Source organism: Mesorhizobium helmanticense, from assembly GCF_003034915.1.
Classification (GTDB): domain Bacteria; phylum Pseudomonadota; class Alphaproteobacteria; order Rhizobiales; family Rhizobiaceae; genus Mesorhizobium; species Mesorhizobium helmanticense.
In genome coordinates this window covers 92,091-110,641 of sequence record NZ_PZJX01000050.1, presented here as the reverse complement: position 1 = coordinate 110,641, position 18,551 = coordinate 92,091, and the positions used below count along the sequence as shown (strand labels likewise).

General features: G+C 63.2%; 18 protein-coding genes. 7 read left to right on the top strand and 11 right to left on the bottom strand.

What is annotated here, in order from left to right; all coding sequences use genetic code 11:
- Nucleotides 1-13 precede the first annotated feature (13 nt).
- Entirely contained in the window at nucleotides 14-1,492 is a 1,479-nt protein-coding gene (locus tag C9427_RS26930) for an amidase (protein ID WP_107652172.1), read from the top strand.
- Between the two features lie 212 nt (nucleotides 1,493-1,704).
- On the opposite strand, the gene C9427_RS26925 is transcribed toward C9427_RS26930, so the two are convergent.
- Together C9427_RS26925 and C9427_RS26920 are read right to left on the bottom strand one after the other, a co-directional pair.
- The gene (locus C9427_RS26925; protein ID WP_107652094.1) at nucleotides 1,705-2,976 is read right to left on the bottom strand and encodes an ROK family protein; all 1,272 of its coding nucleotides are present in this window, start codon (nucleotides 2,974-2,976) and stop codon (nucleotides 1,705-1,707) included.
- Between the two features lie 102 nt (nucleotides 2,977-3,078).
- A complete protein-coding gene (locus tag C9427_RS26920) occupies nucleotides 3,079-3,675 on the bottom strand; it encodes a glutathione S-transferase family protein (RefSeq protein WP_107652093.1) in 597 nt (198 codons plus the stop codon).
- 154 nt (nucleotides 3,676-3,829) lie between these two features.
- Here C9427_RS26920 and C9427_RS34480 point away from each other — a divergent pair, with 154 nt between their 5' ends.
- Nucleotides 3,830-4,399 (top strand): hypothetical protein, encoded by a 570-nt coding sequence (locus C9427_RS34480; protein ID WP_208636424.1) that lies wholly within the window; start codon nucleotides 3,830-3,832, stop codon nucleotides 4,397-4,399.
- A 101-nt stretch (nucleotides 4,400-4,500) separates the two neighbouring features.
- Nucleotides 4,501-4,770 carry a hypothetical protein gene (locus C9427_RS33895; protein WP_146172599.1) on the top strand — a complete coding sequence of 90 codons (270 nt, stop codon included), beginning with the start codon at nucleotides 4,501-4,503 and terminating at the stop codon, nucleotides 4,768-4,770.
- A 173-nt stretch (nucleotides 4,771-4,943) separates the two neighbouring features.
- On the opposite strand, the gene C9427_RS26910 is transcribed toward C9427_RS33895, so the two are convergent.
- The gene (locus C9427_RS26910; RefSeq protein ID WP_107652091.1) at nucleotides 4,944-5,501 is read right to left on the bottom strand and encodes a DinB family protein; all 558 of its coding nucleotides are present in this window, start codon (nucleotides 5,499-5,501) and stop codon (nucleotides 4,944-4,946) included.
- Between the two features lie 114 nt (nucleotides 5,502-5,615).
- Between C9427_RS26910 and C9427_RS26905 the strand changes: the two genes are divergently transcribed.
- Nucleotides 5,616-6,203: a TetR/AcrR family transcriptional regulator gene (locus C9427_RS26905; RefSeq protein ID WP_107652090.1), complete on the top strand. Its 588-nt coding sequence runs from the start codon at nucleotides 5,616-5,618 to the stop codon at nucleotides 6,201-6,203.
- 77 nt (nucleotides 6,204-6,280) lie between these two features.
- On the opposite strand, the gene C9427_RS26900 is transcribed toward C9427_RS26905, so the two are convergent.
- From C9427_RS26900 to C9427_RS26865, 8 genes are all read right to left on the bottom strand, one after another.
- The gene (locus C9427_RS26900; protein WP_107652089.1) at nucleotides 6,281-7,117 is read right to left on the bottom strand and encodes a DMT family transporter; all 837 of its coding nucleotides are present in this window, start codon (nucleotides 7,115-7,117) and stop codon (nucleotides 6,281-6,283) included.
- Entirely contained in the window at nucleotides 7,114-7,689 is a 576-nt protein-coding gene (locus tag C9427_RS26895) for a TetR/AcrR family transcriptional regulator (RefSeq protein ID WP_107652088.1), read from the bottom strand. The genes C9427_RS26900 and C9427_RS26895 overlap by 4 nt, the downstream gene beginning before the upstream one ends.
- 133 nt (nucleotides 7,690-7,822) lie before the next feature.
- Nucleotides 7,823-8,272, bottom strand: coding sequence for a hypothetical protein (locus tag C9427_RS26890; protein ID WP_097573361.1), 450 nt, complete (start codon nucleotides 8,270-8,272; stop codon nucleotides 7,823-7,825).
- 107 nt (nucleotides 8,273-8,379) lie between these two features.
- Complete coding sequence (locus tag C9427_RS26885; protein WP_107652087.1) at nucleotides 8,380-9,240, bottom strand: 23S rRNA (adenine(2030)-N(6))-methyltransferase RlmJ; 861 nt, start codon at nucleotides 9,238-9,240, stop codon at nucleotides 8,380-8,382.
- 70 nt (nucleotides 9,241-9,310) lie between these two features.
- Nucleotides 9,311-9,931, bottom strand: coding sequence for a hypothetical protein (locus C9427_RS26880; protein ID WP_107652171.1), 621 nt, complete (start codon nucleotides 9,929-9,931; stop codon nucleotides 9,311-9,313).
- 40 nt (nucleotides 9,932-9,971) lie between these two features.
- On the bottom strand, nucleotides 9,972-10,421 hold the full coding sequence (locus tag C9427_RS26875; RefSeq protein WP_107652086.1) for a DNA polymerase III subunit chi: 450 nt from the start codon (nucleotides 10,419-10,421) through the stop codon (nucleotides 9,972-9,974).
- A gap of 19 nt (nucleotides 10,422-10,440) precedes the next feature.
- On the bottom strand, nucleotides 10,441-11,952 hold the full coding sequence (locus tag C9427_RS26870; RefSeq protein ID WP_107652170.1) for a leucyl aminopeptidase: 1,512 nt from the start codon (nucleotides 11,950-11,952) through the stop codon (nucleotides 10,441-10,443).
- Between the two features lie 212 nt (nucleotides 11,953-12,164).
- A complete protein-coding gene (locus tag C9427_RS26865) occupies nucleotides 12,165-13,334 on the bottom strand; it encodes a flavin-containing monooxygenase (protein WP_107652085.1) in 1,170 nt (389 codons plus the stop codon).
- A 352-nt stretch (nucleotides 13,335-13,686) separates the two neighbouring features.
- Here C9427_RS26865 and lptF point away from each other — a divergent pair, with 352 nt between their 5' ends.
- Genes lptF through C9427_RS26850 form a run of 3 tightly spaced genes read left to right on the top strand, consistent with a single transcriptional unit; the run spans nucleotide 13,687 to nucleotide 18,388 of the window.
- Nucleotides 13,687-14,889: an LPS export ABC transporter permease LptF gene (lptF, locus tag C9427_RS26860; RefSeq protein WP_107652084.1), complete on the top strand. Its 1,203-nt coding sequence runs from the start codon at nucleotides 13,687-13,689 to the stop codon at nucleotides 14,887-14,889.
- On the top strand, nucleotides 14,886-15,971 hold the full coding sequence (lptG, locus tag C9427_RS26855) for an LPS export ABC transporter permease LptG (RefSeq protein ID WP_208636425.1): 1,086 nt from the start codon (nucleotides 14,886-14,888) through the stop codon (nucleotides 15,969-15,971). Before lptF ends, lptG begins: the two co-directional genes overlap by 4 nt.
- Entirely contained in the window at nucleotides 15,971-18,388 is a 2,418-nt protein-coding gene (locus tag C9427_RS26850; protein ID WP_167434497.1) for an LPS-assembly protein LptD, read from the top strand. The genes lptG and C9427_RS26850 overlap by 1 nt, the downstream gene beginning before the upstream one ends.
- The last annotated feature ends 163 nt before the right edge of the window (nucleotides 18,389-18,551 follow it).

The following is an 18,551-nucleotide window of genomic DNA, read 5'->3' as shown; positions in this document are numbered from 1 at the left end:
CGGAATGACTTCCATGACTTCTGCAGACGACCAGCTCTGTTTCCTGCCGGCCACCGAACTGGCCGAGCGCATCCGGCGCCGCGACCTGTCGCCGGTCGAGGTGACGGAGGCGTATCTGCGCCGCATCGAGGCGCGCAATCCGGTCGTCAACGCCTATACGCTGGTGCTCGGCGACGAAGCGATAGATGCCGCCCGCGTCGCCGAAAAGGCCGTGATGGCAGGCGTTCCGCTCGGGCCGCTGCATGGCGTGCCGGTCGGCATCAAGGATCTCGACGATCTCGCCGGCGTGCCGACCTCGATGGGTTCGCGGGCGGTGCACAACCGGGTGCCCAAAGACAGCGCGACGGCGGTCGAGCGCCTGCTCGATGCCGGCGCCATCGTGCTCGGCAAGACCAACACGCCCGAGTTCGGCCACAAGGGCATCACCGACAATCTGCGCTTCGGGCCGACCAGCACGCCTTTTGCGATCGGCTACAATTCCGGCGGCTCGTCGGGCGGGAGCGCTGCGGCGGTGGCAGACGGCATGGCGGCGCTGGCGCAAGGCACGGATGGCGGCGGCTCGGTGCGCATTCCGGCCTCGTTCAGCGGCACCGTCGGCTTCAAGCCTTCCTTCGGCCGCATCCCCTCGGTGACGCGTCCCGACGGCTTCCTGTGGGGGCATCCGCTGGTCCATATCGGACCGCTGGCCCGAACCGTTGCCGACGCGGCGCTGATGACCAAGGTCATGGCCGGACCGCACAGTCGCGACCCGCTCAGCCTGCCGGACGACGGCGTCGACTATGTCGGCGCCGTCAGCGGGCCGGCGCGAAAGCTGCGGGTCGCCTACAGCCCGCGCCTCGGCAACTTCCCGGTCCACCCCGATGTCGCCGCGGTTGTTGCCGATGCGGTCGATGCCATGCGCCGGAACGGCATCGAGGTCGATGAGGTCGAACCCGATTTCAAGGCGGACCACAAGGAACTGGCGGCGCTCTGGGTGCGCACAATCTCGATCCACTATGCGGCGATCGCCGTGTACTGGAAACAGGAAGGCATCGACCTGATGGGCGAGCACGCGGCGGTGCTGACGCCGCAGTTCCTCGCCATGCTGGAGGGCGCCTACAAAGTGTCGGCGGTCGAGCACACACTCGACGACCTGCTGCGCACCGGCGTCTTTGACGGCCTTCAGGATCTGCTTGAAACCCATGACCTGATCGTCTCGCCGACGCTGGCCATTCCACCGGTCAAAAATGCGACCGACGGCAACACGATCGGACCGACGTCAATCAATGGCGAGGCGGTCGATCCGCTGATTGGATGGTGCATGACCTATCCGATCAACTACACAGGCCATCCCGCGACCTCGGTGCCGGCCGGGCTGACGGCGCAGGGCCTGCCCGTCGGCTTGCAGATCATCGGGCGACGGCACGCAGATGCGAGTGTGCTCAATATGGCGGCGCGGTTCGAGCGCATGCAGCCGTGGTTTCAGAGCTATCCGGGGCTGGTGGGGCGGTAGGCGGCGCGGCGTTGACTTCCCCTTCTCCCCTTGTGGGAGAAGGTGGCCGAGCGGAGCTCGGTCGGATGAGGGGTGTTGGACGGATCGCTGCCTTCAAGAACTAACCGCTTAAAATCCCTCGATCTTTCCCCGCGGCGTTTCTTCCAGCACCCCTCATCCGTCTCGGCGCTGCGCGCCGATCCACCTTCTCCCACAAGGGGAGAAGGGAAGGCCTAAATCGGCAGTTGCAGCAGCTCCGAGATCACCAGTCCTGCCGCGCCGAGCAACGCAGCACCGTCACCAGCATCGCCGGCGATGAATTCGATCACACCGCCGGGCCGGGCCGGGACCATGGCGCGGACATGGCCGGCGATCGCGCCGAGCAGCCGGTCGCCGCCGAGCACGACATCGCCATGCAGGATGAAGATGTTGGGCGCCACCGTCTGCTGCAGATTGGCGATGCCGACGGCGACGTTGCGGGCGTAGCGGTCGAGCAGCTCGGCCGCCCCCGGCAACTGGTGCTGCGCCATGTCGACGAGGCGAGCCGAATCGATCAGCTCGGGCTCGGGCAGAGCCGCTCGGCTGGCCTCGCGCCGCAGCCAGCTCAGTGTGGCGATGGTGTCCCAGCAGCCGCGCCGGCCGCAGCGGCAAAGCTCGCCGTCGAGTTGTACGAAAGTGTGGCCGAGTTCGCCCCCTGCCCCGGCGGTGCCGCGATAGAGATGACCATCGAAAAAGAACGCGCCGCCGAGCACTTCACCGGTATAGACGACAGCGAACTGCCTGACGCCGCGCCCGGCGCCGAACCAGCGGTCGCCGACCAGCAAGGCGCGCGGATGGTGGTCGAGCTTGACCGGCAGGCCGAAGCGGCGGCCGAGTTCGTCGGCGAGCGGATAGCGGTCGAGCGCCGGCGCCAGGTTGACGGTGACGATCGAGCCGCGATCGGTATCGACCATGCCGCCGACGCCGACACCGATGCCGAAAGGCGTGCGCCGCGCCTTGGCGAGTGTGTCGCCGACGCATTCGGCGATGGTCTCGATGATCGGCCCGACCGGTCCCCTGCCGTCCGGCAACGCCATCTTGCGCTCCGCCTCGATTTTGCCGTCGAGCGTCGCCACGCAGGCATGGACCGCGTCCGGCATCAAAAGCACGCCGCAGATCGGACGGGCATTGGGCGAGAACCACAGCGGCCGCGCCGGCTTGCCGCCGCCAGGATTGGCGGGGATCGGGTCGCTCTCGATCAACACCTGATCGTCGATCAGCGGCTGCACGATGCCGGAAATGGTGGTGCGATTGACGCCCGCAAGCCGCGCCAGCTCGGCGCGGCTGGTGGGGCCGAGATCGAACAGCGCCTGCAGCACGCGGCCGCGATTGGTCGAGCCGACCATGGAGGAGGACAGCAGCGCCTTGCGCGGACGCGAAACCGGTTCCGCCCCCGACGCATCGCCAGGCGGCGCAAACAGCGCGCTGCGTCCGCCATTAGGGCTGTCGTCATCAGTCTTGGTCATTGCAGGGTTCACACAGGCGTTGCTGGAAACCGTTGTAGCCCAAGAGCTTGCCGGTTTCGAGAACTTTGTGCGAGACGGCAACAAACCGGTCGCAGGATGTGCTTAGCCTGGAATCGCCGGCTTCAATTCCGGAAACTTCTCATCAAAACGCGCCGCCCAGCGGATCAGCCGGCTGCGGCCCTTCTCCCATTTTCCGGCAAAGCGCAGCGAGAGATAACCGAGGCAGGCGCGCAGCGCTATCTGGCCGGTGGTGATCTTCTTCGGCAGCTTCGGCGGATTGGCGTTGAGCAGATCGAGTGCCGCGGTGATCTTTGCCCACTGGCGGTCGAGCCAGGGCTGATAGACCATGTCCTCAGGGCGGGTGCGCCGCTCGTAGACCATCGACAGCGCGCAGTCGCAGATGCCGTCGGCTAGCGCCTCCAGCACTTCAGCATCGAGACGCTTGTCGGGATTGCGCGGCAACAGCGCGTTCTTCGACACCCGGTTGAGGTGCTGGGTAATGGCGCGGCTGTCGTGGATCGAGCGGCCATCGTCCAGCACCAGCACCGGGATCTTGCCAAGCGGATTGGCGCCGGTCAGCTCGGCCGGCTTGTCCTCGGTCTTGACGGGCACGAGGTCGATGGCGATGCCTGCATAAAGCGCCGCCATGCGCACCTTGGAGCTATAGGGGGACGTGGACGCATAAAGCAGCTTTGGCATGATCGGTTTCCTGTTTGTGGACAGTGCGTTTTACCGATCGCCTTTGACGAGGCAACGGCCAGCAGCGAAAAAAAACGGCTGCCAGAGGCGACATCAATCGTGAGCGCGATCCGCCGTCGAGACACAACAAAAAAGCCCCACCGGACTTCGCCCCGTGGCGAAGTCCTGGGAGCTGCGAAAGATACCTCCGCCCCTCTTTTCGAGCGCATCAATACCGAAACAAAGAGCGCGGCACCTTGACGGTATCCGCCCTCATATGTTCCGGCACCGGCGCGCGAAGAAACGCGACTACTTCTTCGCCTTGGCCTTGGCAGGCGCAGCTTTCTTCACTGCTGCCGAAGACTTCGCCGCGGCGGCCTTTGCCGGAGCCTTGGCCTTGGCGGGTGCTGCCTTCTTCGCGGCGGGCTTCGCCGCTGCCTTTGCAACGGGCTTCTTAGCCGGCGCCGCTTTCTTTGCCGGTGCGGCCTTCTTTGCCGGTGCAGCCTTGGCCTTGGCCGGCGCTGCTTTCTTCACTGCCGGTTTTGCCGCGGCCTTTGCGGCCGGCTTCTTGGCCGGCGCAGCTTTTGCCTTAGGCTTGGCAGCAGGTGCTGCTTTCTTAACCGCAGTTGCTGCTTTCGCCGCCGCTGCCTTTACTGGTGCTTTCTTTGCCGGTGCCTTGGATGCCGGCGCTTTTGATGACGTCTTAGCCATGCGATGCCCCTTGCGTTGTGCCGATGGCCATTAGTGACCCGGCTTGTCATGCATATCTGACTCGCGTGCTTCTAGCCAGCGAAGCATTACAATGATTTTCGCAGCTTAAATTTTGGTTACGTCACGCGCACGACCATGCGGATTGTCGCAGAAATCCATCTGGGATCTTCGGCTTGCGTGGTGAAGATCTGCGATGGAAATTCCGCGCGCTCTATCTTTGTCGGCCTTCTCGACAAGCGAAGGAACTTTCTCGAACGGCCTTCACCGCAAGCATTGGCTGCTGATCGCGACGACCATGAAGAGCTGCAACGCAGCGCGCTTCGTCTTGACCAACACGGCGAACTACAGGTGTGGACAGAAGCAACACGACGAGTGCCGCCGCATCACCTTGCGCGACGAAAGTGAGCTTAAAGCTCATATTTTTCGAGATCAGGATTTTGCTTTCGGCAGTCGAGGTGGCGTTGTGAAAAATTGGCAATCCCCAGTCGGTCGGGCACCGGTGCATCAGCCCGAAAATCGGAATCCATTTTTTGCCCTACTGATCTCATCTTATGAAAATAATAAGCATATTCAAAGTGTTATAGCGCAGTTTGCGCATCCAAAGGGACACACGCCGCTCCAAGCGGTTCGACCTGCAGCCGGCGTGAAGGCTCGGACTGATGGAGGTGGACGGCGAAGGTGTCCCATGGCGGCGTGATAGAGAGCTGCACCAGGATGCGGCCGATCTCGCCACGATGATAGCTAGCGTGGAGAGCAACATGCATCAACATTTCTTGGCGTGACATCGACCCCTTGTCACCATCGGTGAACACGAAAGGCACGAGTTCCGATAGCTGTTCCGGTGAGACGATTTCGAGATAGTCGCGGTACCAGCGATCGGACGCTGCGACCGCCACGCGCAATTCGGCGAGCACCGGCGTGTCCGCCGTGTTGTCAGCGTCATAGCTGTGGCTCCCGCCGACGAGGTGCGCCGAAAAAATCCGCGCCACCACATGGCAATGATTGATCAGCCGTATCGCGGCGTGGCGTTCCTCATAGTGCACGTGCTGATCCAGGCTCGCGATTTTCTCCAGCAGTTCGTCGCTGGCCCAGGCCTGATAGGCGAAAAGGCCGCGAAGCAAGATCAAGGCGCTCATGATTCGTTTTCCTTCCGGTCCGGAAAATGTGAGTATGTTGTTTATATTTCCATATCCGTATTTTCATGGGGACAAGCAAACGTGTCTACTCGCATTGCAAAATCGCGTCCGCGCATGCGCAAGCAGCCGCGTCAGGCGCGCTCGATCGCGACCGTCGAAGCAATCATCGAAGCCGGTGCTCATATTCTGAGCGAGCTTGGGTGGGCCGGCTTCACCACAAACAAGGTGGCCGAGGCGGCCGGCGTCAGCATCGGCTCGCTCTATCAATATTTCCCCGACAAGCTCGCCTTGGTCGAGGCGATCCGGCGCCGCCATTTCGATCATGTGCTGTCGGTCATCAGTGAAGCGGCGGCGGACGAAAAGCCGCTCAGGCAATTTGCGCGCGAGCTGGTGCGCGGCATGATCGCGGCGCACAGCATCCACCCGACGCTGCACCAGGTGCTGCTCGACGAGGCGCCAGGCGATCGCGGCTCACGGGCGGCCCATGCCGCATTCCAGTCCCGCTATCTCGAACACTACACTGCCGCCGTGGCGCAGTATCGCAGGCGCAGGAAAGACACCGAGACCGTGGCACGAGTATTGTCATCGGCGATCGAGGGCGTGATCCATAACGCAGCGCGCCGGGGCATGCTGGATGCCGCCGATTTGCGGAAGCAGCTCGTCGAGCTGATCTGCGCTTACCTGTCTGGCGCAAGTCGCTGACAAAGCCTGGCGAACCAGCGGCCCAACCGATCCATGGGTTCGGTTTCGGCGTGCAGTTCAGGATCCATCCCTGGTCTTCAAGCCCGGTAGCCGAGGCAGATGGCGCCGAGCGCGACGACAGCGCAGGCACCGACGCGCCTTGGCGTCAGCGCCTCGCCGAGGAACACCCTGCCGATGAACGCGGCGAAGACGACGCTGGTTTCCCGGATCGCGGTGATCGGGCCGGCCGGTCCGAGCGCGAAGGCGGCGACCACGACGCCATAGGCGAGCAGCGCAAACAGTCCGCCGCCCAGCGCCTTCCAGGTTTCCGGCGCTCCGAAATCGACGGCAAGCCTGCCGCGCAAGGCGACGAAGGTCGCCGGCAGCAAGGCGCCGTAGAGCACCAGCACCCATGCCGTATAGGCGCCACTGTCTTGTGAAGCGCGAACGCCGATGGCGTCGACCGTCGCATAGGCGGCGATGATCGCGCCCGTCGCCAGCGCGTAGAGGATCGAAATCGTCGACGCCCTTCCCTTACCCAGTGAAAGCGCCATGATGCCGCCGGCAACGAGCGCAACGCCGAGGATCTCCGGCACACTGAGTTGCTGGCCGGCCAGAAAATACCCGCCGAGCGTGACCAACAGCGGCACGCTGCCGCGCACGATCGGATAGACCTGCCCCAGTTCACCGTAGCGGTAGGCGGCCACCAGGAAGACGCTGTAGCCGACCTGCAAGCCGGCCGAGAGCACGACATAGGGCCAGGCCGCTGCCGCCGGGGGTGCATGGAGAAGTGCGAAGGGAATGGCAACCAGCGTGCCGGAAAAACTCATGACGGTGACCGTCCACAGCCTGTCGGCCCCTGTCCGCAGGAAGGCGTTCCAGCTCGCATGGAGGACGGCCGCGAACAGCGCAAGCGCAATGACCGTCGTGCTCATTGCGGTGTGCGCGCGCTGGCGATGACGGCGGCGGCCGCCTTGCGGGCATCGTCGATGGCGGGCAGCCCCATCTGCGCCATCAGCGTCGCACCCTCTATCAGCATCAGCAGCGCCGCAGCAGCGCTCTCGGCCTGCTTGGGCGCCATCACCTTCTCGAGGATCGACTGCATGCGCTGCTTGAAGCCGTTCTTCTGCCTGGCAACAGCCTTGAACACCGGATGGCCGGGATCGCCGAATTCGGCCAGCGCATGCGCGAACAGACAGCCGTGGAAATCGGCGCTGCGGAACCAGCGCTCGTGCCAGTCGAAGATTTTTCCAATCTTCTGCTCGGGCGTGGCGACCTCTTGCGCGAGGCGGTCGAGCTGGCGCTCGAAACGCAGGGCGCGATGCTCCAGCACCTCCACGATCAACTCGTCCTTGCTCGGGAAATGGCGATACATCGTCATCTTGGCTATGTCGGCCTCGGCGATGATCCGGTCGATGCCGGTGGCGTGGAAGCCGTCACGCTTGAACAGCGCATAAGCGGTGTCGACGATATGCTGGCGTTTGCCAGGCGTGGGCGATGACATCATGGCATTCACTCAGTGGTGAGACAGGTCTGTCTCACACCTATGCGGAGAATCGTACCGGCTGTCAACACGCCGAAAGAAAGCCTGCGGCGATGTCGCCGCAGGCTAAAGAGGAATTAGAAAAGGAATGCCGCGCTCAGCGCAGGACGCGGCAGCGGCCGTTATAGACCATCCAGCGGTCGAAGCCCGAGACGCAGAATTCGACATTGTCGCCGATCGAGGCAAAGCCCTGCCCTTCCTCGATCAGATACCAGATGGTGCGGGCGCGGCCGTCGGACAGGCTGACGGTGGCGCCACAATAGCGGCGGCCGATCGGCCAGGTTTCATCGGCCGGCAGATAGCGATGCTGGTGAATGCGCTGGAAATCGACGATTTCGACATCCGGCAGATGCGGCACGTGATGCACCTGATAGCTGAAGCGGTTGGTGATCTTTTTCAGCACCCAGTCCTCGCCGCAGACGCTGCCGTCGTCGGAATAGACGCCAAGGTCGGCCGCGTGCACGGCCTGTGTGACGCCAAGCGACGTGCCGAGCGGTGTGCAAAGGGCAATCAATGCGGCAAGGGCGGATCTGGCGAAGCGAGTCATGGCAGCCTCTTATGGTCGACTCAGCGCACTGTGCGGATTCGCCCGGCGGCGGTCAAGCGGTTGCACAGTCATCTCGGTGGCGTCGATGAACAAAGGGTTGCTGGCGTTCACTCCCCCGCCAGCCACTCCATCCTCCAGTCCGCCGGCTTTTCGACGACCAGCAGCCGGTGCAGGGCTGGCAGCACAATGCGCAATTCGCCTTCCAGCGTGAATGGCGGGTTGACCACCACCATGCCGCTGCCGTCGAGGCTGGGTTCGGCCGACGGGGGTTTGATCTCGAAGTCTATGTCGAGCAGCTTCGGGATACCCGATTGCTTGAGCGCCTTCCTGAAGGCGATCACCGCCTTGCGGTCCTTCACCGGGTACCACAGCGCATAGATGCCGCCTGGCCAGCGCTTGTGCGCCTTTTGCAGCCCGTCGACGAGCCGGCCGAACTCGCCCTGCTCCTCGAAGGGCGGATCGATGAGCACGAGGCCGCGCTTCTCCTTGGGCGGCAGATGCGCGCCAAGCGCCAGCCAGCCATCGAGCTCGATCACCCGTGTCTGGAAGTCGCCGGCAAACAGCACCTTCAGCTTCGCGGCATCGTCCTGGTGCAGCTCGACCGCGGACAGCCGGTCCTGCTTGCGCATGAGCTGCCTGGCGATCAGCGGCGAGCCCGGATATTTTTTCAACCCGCCATCCGGTCCGCCCTCCGGATTGAGCGAGCGGACCACATCGAGATAAGGAGCCAGCAGCGCCGCAGTCTTGGCGTCGAGCGGGGCATCGATCAGCCGGCCGATGCCGCCTTGCCACTCGCCGGTCTTGTGGGCTTCGGTCGAAGACAGATCGTAGCGGCCGATGCCGGCGTGGGTGTCGATGATGCGGAATGCCTTGTCCTTCTGCTTCAGATACTCGACGAGGCGGCTCAGCACGACATGCTTGACGACATCGGCGAAGTTTCCGGCGTGATAGGCGTGGCGGTAATTCATGCCGCTACCTATCTTTTTGTTTGAGCATGATCTTTTCCGAAAACCGGATTCCACTTTTCGGGATCATGCTCTAACTCGATGAGCCGTTGCGGCCCCAGCGTGGCGGTGGCGGCTGCGAGTTCGGGTTTTGCGGCCGGCCACCGCCGAAGCGAAACGCCAGTACCAGCCCGATCAGGCCGACCGCCATCAAGGAGAAGCCGACCGGCTGCGCGCGGCTGTCGACCTCGCCGGCGCCGGCGCGCAGCACCAGATCCACGGCGCGCATGGGGATGTCCTCGGCGTCGCCGGGACCGGCCGTGAAGGTATAAGGACCGGGGCTGACCGTCTGGATCACGCCCGCTTCATCGCGAAAGATCTTGTCCGGCGATTGCGGGCTGGGCTGGCGCGGGTTTTCGGAATGGTTGAAGGCAAGCGTCGAGGCGAGCACGGTCCGGCCGCCGGTGGCGGCGGTCAATGTCAGCAGGGTGCGCTGTTGCGAGGCGACGATGCGCTCGGCCCTGGCGGTGAGGTCGACCAGCACCCTGATCGGCGCGTCGCTTTCGGCAAGCGGCACCGTCACCGGCTTGAACCGGCCCTGCTCATAGACCCGCCAGGTGCCGATCTCATGGCCGGAGAAATTGCTCATCGCCCAGGGATAGGCGATGCCGATGGCAATGCCGGCGAGCAGGATCAGAAGAAACAGAAAGCGCATCATTCATTCCATGAGATATGGGCGGGAGCGGCGGCGCACCTCACGCCTTGCGTTCCCAGCGCCGGTCCTGCGTCTGCTGCCAGTAGGTCACTGTGTGGCCGGCGTCCTTCATCGTCTTCCAATGGGTGCGCGCGGCCTCGACCTGCGCCGCGTCGTGGCCGTCGAACAGGAACACGGCGCGTTCATAGCCGGCAAGTTCGGGCGGTGGCGCGCCATCGACGAGGAAGCGGATCTGCGCCTCGTTCGGATTTTCCTGACCGGTGGTCAGAAGGATCGGCTGCTCGGCGGGATAGGCTTCGCGGTCGGTCGCATGCGCCAGGAACGAATCGTCCCGGAACGTCCACAGATGCTGATCCAGCGCGTCGCGCCGCTCCTCGGTGCCGGTCTGCACCACGGCACGCCAACCGCGATCGACGCTGCGCTCGAGCAGGCCGGGCAGCGCATCCTCCAGCGTCGATTCGGTCAGGTGATAGAACAGGACTTCGGCCATGATTGCGCCTTCAGTGACCTCACCCCTCGTAGTTGTCGCGCACCAGCCGGTCGAGCAGCCTGACGCCGAAGCCGGAGCCCCATGACTGGTTGATCTCGCTGGGAGGCGCGCCCATCGCGGTGCCGGCGATGTCGAGATGCGCCCAAGGCGTGTCCTTGACGAAGCGCTGCAGGAATTGCGCCGCGATGATGGCGCCGCCGTAGCGGCCGCCAATGTTCTTCATGTCGGCGTTTTTCGAATCGATCAGCTTGTCGTACTCGGCGCCGAGAGGCATGCGCCACAGCCGTTCCTGCGTCGACTGCCCGGCGTTGGTCAGCCTGTCCGCCAGTTCGTCATTGTTGGAGAACAGGCCGGCATAGTGCTGGCCGAGCGCGACCATGACTGCGCCGGTCAGCGTCGCCAGATTGACCATGAATTTCGGCTGGAAACGGTCGTTGCAGTACCACAGCGCATCGGCCAGGACGAGCCGGCCTTCGGCATCGGTGTTCAACACCTCGATGGTCTGGCCGGACATCGAGGTGACGATGTCACCCGGGCGTTGGGCATGGCCGTCGACGGCATTTTCGACCAGTCCGATGACGCCGACGACATTGGCCTTGGCCTTGCGTGAGGCCAGCGCATGCATCAGTCCGGTCACTGCGGCCGCACCGCCCATGTCGCCCTTCATGTCCTCCATGCCGGAGGCCGGCTTCATCGAATTGCCGCCGGTGTCGAAGGTGACGCCCTTGCCAACGAAAGCGACCGGACTGTCCTTGGCCTTGCCGCCGTTCCACTGCATGACGGCCATGCGGGCGCCGCGCGGCGAGCCTTGCGCGACGCCGAGCAACGAGCCCATGCCGAGCTTCTTCATCTCCTTCTCGGCCAGGATCTCGACCTTGACGCCGAGCGCTTCCAGTTCGCTGGCGCGGGCGGCGAATTCCACCGGGCCAAGGATGTTGGCCGGTTCGTTGACCAGATCGCGCGCCAGGAGCACGCCGTCGATCACCGCCGCCTCGTCGGCAAAGGCCCTTTTCGCAGCCGCCGGATCGGTGGTGTGGATGGTCACCTTGACCGGTTTTTTGGGCTCGGCCTTCTTGCCGCCATGCTGGCCGTCGCCATTGTCCTTTTTCGTCTTGTATTTGTCGAAGGCATAGCTGCGCAGCAGGATGCCAGCGGCAAGTTGCGCCGCCTGCCTGCCGCCGCCGGCTTCACCCGGCAGGTCGAGCACGACGACCACCTCGGCCGCCTTGCGCAGGGACGCGGCGATGGTGCCGCCAAGCTTCAGCCAGCCATAGTCGTCGAGCCCCGACACCTTGCCGACGCCGACCGCCACCAGCCGGTCGAGCGATGTCCCCTCCGGCGCCAGCACTTCAACCAGGCTGGCGAATTTGCCGGAAAAGTCGGCCACCGGAAACGCCCGCTCCAAGGTCTTTGCCGGATCGCAGGCCTTCGCCGCCTCGCCGAGGCTGCTGTCGTCGGCCACCAGCACGAAGACGCTGCCCTTTTTGGGTGCCGCGAATTTGGCGAAGGCGATCGAAGGTCTCGAAGTCATCATGTCCTGCTTTCGGCGAAATGCGTTGGGTTTTCAGGGGAGCGCGTTGAAGATGCACGACATTTGCCCGTTTTCCGACCAAAAAAACCACCCTCTTTTTCGATCCTTGATTTTGTTCACCTTTTTGCCGGTTTTTGCCCTGGTATCCCTCATGACAGTTTCGAGATGACAGTTGCGGGCTCTCACGGGCGACGATCGCGGCGCGCTGCAAATCACCAGCCCTGGCCGACGATCTGCTGCGTGATCGCCATGGCTTGGATACGGGCATTGGCGAAACAGCCGCGAATGCTTGGCCGCATGCCGGTAAACCACAGGCCGGGCAGTTTCGGGTCGGTCTCGCCGCCATTGAAAAGCGGCACGCCGTTGCCGTCCAGCACACCGAGCTTGCCGGCCATGCGTTCGAGCCCGGTGCGATAGCCTGTCGCCGCGATGACGATATCGGGGGCGATCAGCTTGTCATTGCCCAGGATCACGCCGTCGCGGGTGAATTCGCGCACTGTCGGCACCACTACGATCTTGCCGCCCTTGATGGCGCGCACGGCGCCATCGTCGGCGGCAATGGCCGTGTAGTCCGAGGTCAGGCGGCTCGCGCCTCCCGAGGGCGCTTTCGGCATGCCGAATTTCGTCAGGTCACCGAAAACCAGGCGCTGTGTCGCGGCCATCGCCGCATCGGCGAGCCACAACGGCAGGCGCGCCATGAACGGCGAAAGCCTGTGAACGGCAATCTTGCCGATGCGCTTAGGCAGGATCGAGGGACCATTGCGAGCCGACAGCCAGATATTGCTGGTCTCTATACCAGCAAGATGATTGAGCACGTCGACGCCCGAATTGCCGGCGCCGACGACCAGCACTTTTTCTCCAACATAGTCCTCGGCTCTGCCAAAATCCGCTGAATGGATGATCCGGCCGGCAAAGGCGCCTGCCCCCTTCCACGCGGGAATGAAAGGCTGCCGGTCGCGCCCGGTGGCGATGACGACATGGCGCGCCAACCGGGGGCCGATATTGGTCCGGACAACCCAATGATCGCCTTTGAACGCGATCTCCTCGACGGCCGCGTCGAACTCTACCGGCAGGCTGTGTGTTCGGCTGAAATCGTTCAGATGGCGGATGACAGCGGTTTTGTGGGGAAAAGCAGGTGTGCCGGCGGGATAGCCGACGCCAGGCAGTGCCGAGAGGTCGCGATGCGTGTTGAGGTGCAGTCGTTCGTGCCGCCGATGCCAGGGTTCGGCGAGCCGGCTTTCCTTTTCCAGGATAACCGTCGGGACGCCGGCCTCGATTAGCGCATGGGCGGCCGCCAGCCCGGCAGCGCCGGCGCCTATCACGATCACGCCGGGCGAGGTCGATACCGCCCCGGTTTGACCGCGCAATTCTCTGACGTCCATACCTGCACCTGTCATAGTCACGGCGGCCGCAACCGTGGTCGGCGCGACATTTGGTCGTTTTCCCTCATTTGGCAAGACTTTGCCGGAATCACACCCCATATGGCACATGGAATCGATGGGCGATTCGTCGCGGCCCGGCCCCGCTTTCCTGCCGCAACCTCTTGTTAACCATCGATGTTGGCCTTTTCTTATCCATTGCCGCCGACACTGCGACCCGCTGAACGGGCGTGGGACGGGAGCCGGATCGAACCGCTTGAAAGAACCGTCCAATGGAGCCGGTTGTGCGGGCGCCGCCGGGCGACTACCTTGTCCGGAGGCATGATGCCGTTCGGCAAAATCGAGAAAAGCCTTCATGAAGGTCGTTGAACGCTACATCATGCGTCGCGCGTTGGCGGTCTTCCTCGCGGCGCTCATCTGGACGCTGGCAATCGTGTGGACGACGCAGGTGCTCGCCCGCATCGACCTCGTCACCGACAGCGGCCAGTCGGCGCTGACCTTTTTCGAGGTCGCGGCGCTGATCATCCCATCGATCGTTCCGATCGTCGTGCCGTTCGCCCTGGTGGTGGCGGTCGCCCAGACGCTCAGCGTCATGAACACCGATTCGGAACTGGCGGTGATCAACGCCGCCGGCGCCTCGCGCTGGACGGTCGTCAGGCCGATCATGCTTCTGGCGCTGGCAGCCAGCGTCTTTTCGTTCGCCGTCGACAATGGTGTCGATCCCTATGCCCGCCAGAAAAACCGCGAGCTGGTGGCGTCGTCGCGCGCCGACCTGTTGTCGCTGATCATCCAGGAAGGCACTTTTCGCAAGATCGACGATGGCCTGTTCCTGCAGATCGGCGAGCGGCTTCCGGACAACCGGCTCGGTGGCATCTTTGTGGCGGATTCACGTGAGGAAGGCGCCAACCTCATCTACTACGCCAAGACCGGCAGCATTGTCGAACGCGGCGACGAGAAGGTGCTGATGATGAATGACGGCGTCATCCATCGCGAAACGCTCACCGGCGACCTGTCGGTCATCCGCTTCACTTCCTATGCCTTCGATCTGTCCGCCTTCATGTCGGCTTCCTCGGACATACTGCTTTTGCCGAAGGATCGGACGACGCAGTACCTGCTCAACCCGAGCCCCAACGACAAGATGTACCAGCAAAGGCCGAACAGGTATCTGGCCGAGCTCAATCAGCGCTTTTCCGAGTGGTCCTATTCGCTCGTTTTCGCGCTGATCGCGCTTGCCGTCGCGGGAGATGCGCGCTCGCATCGCGAGGCGCGCGTCCATCCTCTGATCACGGCCATCGCGATTGCGCTTTTCGTGCGCTGGCTAGGTTTCTTTGCCGCGGGAAAGGCCGACAAGGTTCCGCAATACGCCTATATGGTCTACGGCGTTCCAATCGTGTCATCCGCGGTCGCAATATGGTTCATCGTCTCCAACCGGACCATGGAACTGCCTGTCGCCTGGGCCGACTGGATGACGAATTTCGCCAGCCGCTTCACTGACGGCTGGAACGCTTTCAAGGCCCGCTTTGCCAGGCGCGGCACTTCCGGTCAGGAGGTCGGCTGATGGGCTGGACTCTGGGTCGCTACTTCTTCTTCCGCTACGTGACGATTACCATCTGGTTTTTCATCGGCCTGCTGGCGCTGGTGTTCCTGATCGATTTCACCGAGCTTTCCGGCCGCACGACCGGCCTGCCGGGCTTCACCTACGGGACGGCGCTTGCCATTTCAGGCCTGAGGATGCCGATGATCATGCTGCAGACGGTGCCGTTCGTCGGCCTGTTCTCGGCGATGGCGACGCTGGTCTCGCTCAATCGCAAATATGAACTGGTCATCGCGCGTTCCGCCGGCGTTTCGGCATGGCAGTTCCTGCTGCCGTGCTGCATCGGGGCGCTGCTGTTCGGTGTGCTGTCGGTGGGGATCATCAACCCGATCGCCGCGCATGCCTTTTCCTGGTCCGAGCAAATCGAGGCCCAGCTCCGTTCCGGCAAGTCAAACGCCGTGTCGGCCGACGCTGCGCCATGGATCCGGCAGAAAACCAGCGCGGGCGACACAATCATCGGTGCGCGCTCGATCCTCAACCAGGGCCTGGAGATGGCCGACGCCGTCTTCTTCGTCCTCAGCCCGCAGGGCGATATCGTCGAACGCAAGGACGCAGCGCACGCCTTTTTGCGGGATGGTTACTGGGAGTTGCAGGACGTCAAGGTGTTTCGCGACGGCAACATTGAATCGCTGGCGAGCGACCGGGTCGCGACCAATCTCAAGCCCGAATTTGTGCAAGAGCGGCTGGCGCGCCCCGAAACCATCCCTTTCTATGACCTGCCCGGCAAAATCGAAGTTGCCCGCTCCTTCGGCCTCAAGGCAAATGCCTTTGCCATGCAGTTCGATTCGCTGGTGGCACTGCCGTTCCTGCTCGTCGCCATGACGCTGATTGCGGCAACAGTTTCAATGCGATTTGCGAGGATGGGGCAATCGGCGACGATGATTCTGGGTGGCGTGATGGCCGGGTTTCTGCTTTATGTCGTATCGGTGCTGGTCAAGGCATTCGGCGTAGCGGGATTCGTACCCACGGCCGTGGCTGCATGGGTTCCGGTTGTCGTGGCTATGTTCTTCGGGGTGACGTTCCTGCTGTACAAGGAAGACGGCTAGTGAGGGAAGCGGTTTTGCCCAGCCATAGGCAGGCCGGTTTGGCACGCCTCTATGGGGCGAGCGCCTTGGCGTGCCTGTTTGCCTGCGTCCCCGTCAATGTCCCGGTTTCCGCGCAGGAAATCGGCGACATGGCAGCGAGCGTTCCCGCCGGCTCGCAAATGCTGCTGGCTGCCGATACGCTGGTCTATGACAACGACAACAACACGGTAACGGCCGTCGGCGGCGTCCAGATCGATTATGGCGGCAACCGCCTCGTCGCCCAGCGGGTCGAATACAACCGCAACACCAAGCGCCTGGTTGCCAGCGGCAATGTCGCGGTCGTCAACAGCGACGGCACCAAGATCTATTCGCAGCATGTCGACATAACCGACGATTTCGCCGACGGTTTCGTCAATGCGCTGCGTGTCGAGACCGTCGACAAGGCGTATTTCGCCGCCGAAAGCGCCGAACGCATGGGCGGCGTGCTGACGACGTTCCACAATGGCGTGTACACGGCCTGCGAGCCGTGCGAGGACAAGCCCGACAAGGCGCCGACCTGGCGCATCAAGGCCAGGAAGATCATCTGGAACGGCGAGAAGAAGACGGTTCGCTTCGAGAATTCGAATTTCGAGTTCTTCGGCTTTCCGCTGGCCTATCTGCCGGCCTTCGAGATCGCCGACCCGACCGTCAAGCGCAAGAGCGGCTTCCTGATCCCCGGTATCGCTTACAAGAGCGACCTCGGCGTTGGTATCAAAGTCCCCTATTATTTTGCGCTCTCGCCGACCTACGACCTCACCGTCACCGGCTCCGGCTACACCAAGCAGGGCTTCCTCGGCGAAGCCGAGTGGCGCCAGCGTTTCAACAATGGCCAATACAGCCTGAAGATCGCCGGCATCCGACAGCAGGATCCCGACGAATTCATCGACAGCAACGGGCACAACGTCGATTCTGGCGCTGCCGGCGACCCCAACAAGTTCCGCGGCATGATGGGCACGAAGGGCCAGTTCGCCATCAATCCGCGCTGGGACTTCGGCTGGGACGTCCTGTTGCAGACCGACAAGAACTTCTCGCGTACTTATGCCATTGAAAACTTCAACGACTATGCTCACCAGTCCTCGATCTACCTGACCGGCCTCAACGGCCGCAACTATTTCGACGTGCGCGCCATGCGCTTCGAGGTCCAGGAAAACACACTCGCCAGCGATCCAACCGCCCGCGCCGCCAAGCAGCCCTGGGTGCTGCCGTCGCTCGACTACGCCTATATTCCCGACATGGCCGTGGCCGGTGGACAATTGTCGTTCAATGTCAATGCACGGGCCATCAGCCGCGACAGGCTGGATACGGCTCTGGCCGACTCGGCGATACCCACCTCCATCAACAATGTCCGCGGCATCGAGGGGCAATCTGGCCGCCTGACCGCCGAGGCCGAATGGAAGCGCACCTTCACCACCGATGGTGGACTGCTCCTGACGCCGCTCCTGGCGTTGCGCGGCGATGCCAGCTATCTCAATGCCTCCTCGGGCTCGCTCGCCGCGGTCAACCAGATGGCGACGAACCTCGGGGTCAGCGACGATTTGGGTACCTCGCTCGCCCGCTACATGGCGACCGCCGGACTTGAAATGCGCTGGCCGGTGCTGTTCTCGATGCCAAGTTCGAGCCACATCCTCGAGCCGATGGCGCAAGTCTTCGTGCGTCCAAACGAGCAATATGTCGGTGGCCTCGCGGTTCCCAACGAAGACGCCCAGAGTTTCGTCTTCGACGCCACGACATTGTTCGAACGCGACAAGTTCTCCGGCTACGACCGCATGGAAGGCGGCAGCCGCGCCAATGTCGGACTGCGCTATTCCGGCGCCTACGACAATGGCTGGAGCACCAACGCGCTGTTCGGCCAATCCTACCAGCTTGGCGGGCAGAACTCCTTCGCCACGCCGGATCTGGTCAATGTCGGCGCCTATTCCGGCCTTGAGACCTCGACCTCCGACTATGTCGGCCTCGTCGGATTCAATAGCCCCAGCGGCTTCTCCGGTTCGATCAGCGGCCGTTTGGACGAGCAGACCTTCGAGGTCCGCCGCGCGGAGGTGAAGGCCGCCTATTCCGGCCTGCCGATTTCGCTCAGCGCCAAATATGCCTTCATCCAGGCGCAGCCGCTCTATGGCTTCGAAACCGATCGCCACGAAGTCACGCTCGGCGCGTCGACGCATCTTGCCGAGAACTGGCGCGTCTTCGGCACCGGCACCTACGACCTGGAGCAGAGTGTCCTGGTCAAGGACGGGGTTGGCTTTGCCTATAATGATTCTTGCTTCACCTATTTGATGACGTTCTCGGAGACCCGGGACCTGGACACCAAGGAGGTGTCGCAGAACATCGGCTTCAACCTGTCGTTCCGCACGCTCGGCGATTTCGGCTCGTCGCAAAGCTCCATCGACACCATCCAGTAGCAGCGACGGACCAGTAGCAGCGACTCGATGGACAGCGCCCGCGCAGCCTTTCGGACACGCAAAGGACGCTATAGAACTTTAATTTGGCGTATGATCGTTGCCGAAATCGATTCCGATTTCGGGGTGATGCGCCGACGACATCGTTTCGCCGCATAGAGTAGGC

What these genes read in the sequence shown, in the direction of transcription:
- C9427_RS26890 (WP_097573361.1), bottom strand. Translation starts at nt 8,272, where the DNA reads ATGACTCGCTTCGCCAGATCCGCCCTTGCCGCATTGATTGCCCTTTGC.
- C9427_RS26865 (WP_107652085.1), bottom strand. Translation starts at nt 13,334, where the DNA reads ATGGACGTCAGAGAATTGCGCGGTCAAACCGGGGCGGTATCGACCTCG.
- C9427_RS26870 (WP_107652170.1), bottom strand. Translation starts at nt 11,952, where the DNA reads ATGACTTCGAGACCTTCGATCGCCTTCGCCAAATTCGCGGCACCCAAA.
- C9427_RS26875 (WP_107652086.1), bottom strand. Translation starts at nt 10,421, where the DNA reads ATGGCCGAAGTCCTGTTCTATCACCTGACCGAATCGACGCTGGAGGAT.
- C9427_RS26930 (WP_107652172.1), top strand. Translation starts at nt 14, where the DNA reads ATGACTTCTGCAGACGACCAGCTCTGTTTCCTGCCGGCCACCGAACTG.
- C9427_RS26925 (WP_107652094.1), bottom strand. Translation starts at nt 2,976, where the DNA reads ATGACCAAGACTGATGACGACAGCCCTAATGGCGGACGCAGCGCGCTG.
- C9427_RS26910 (WP_107652091.1), bottom strand. Translation starts at nt 5,501, where the DNA reads ATGAGCGCCTTGATCTTGCTTCGCGGCCTTTTCGCCTATCAGGCCTGG.
- C9427_RS26880 (WP_107652171.1), bottom strand. Translation starts at nt 9,931, where the DNA reads ATGCGCTTTCTGTTTCTTCTGATCCTGCTCGCCGGCATTGCCATCGGC.
- C9427_RS26885 (WP_107652087.1), bottom strand. Translation starts at nt 9,240, where the DNA reads ATGAATTACCGCCACGCCTATCACGCCGGAAACTTCGCCGATGTCGTC.
- C9427_RS33895 (WP_146172599.1), top strand. Translation starts at nt 4,501, where the DNA reads ATGCGGATTGTCGCAGAAATCCATCTGGGATCTTCGGCTTGCGTGGTG.
- C9427_RS26920 (WP_107652093.1), bottom strand. Translation starts at nt 3,675, where the DNA reads ATGCCAAAGCTGCTTTATGCGTCCACGTCCCCCTATAGCTCCAAGGTG.
- C9427_RS26900 (WP_107652089.1), bottom strand. Translation starts at nt 7,117, where the DNA reads ATGAGCACGACGGTCATTGCGCTTGCGCTGTTCGCGGCCGTCCTCCAT.
- C9427_RS26895 (WP_107652088.1), bottom strand. Translation starts at nt 7,689, where the DNA reads ATGATGTCATCGCCCACGCCTGGCAAACGCCAGCATATCGTCGACACC.
- lptF (WP_107652084.1), top strand. Translation starts at nt 13,687, where the DNA reads ATGAAGGTCGTTGAACGCTACATCATGCGTCGCGCGTTGGCGGTCTTC.
- C9427_RS26905 (WP_107652090.1), top strand. Translation starts at nt 5,616, where the DNA reads ATGCGCAAGCAGCCGCGTCAGGCGCGCTCGATCGCGACCGTCGAAGCA.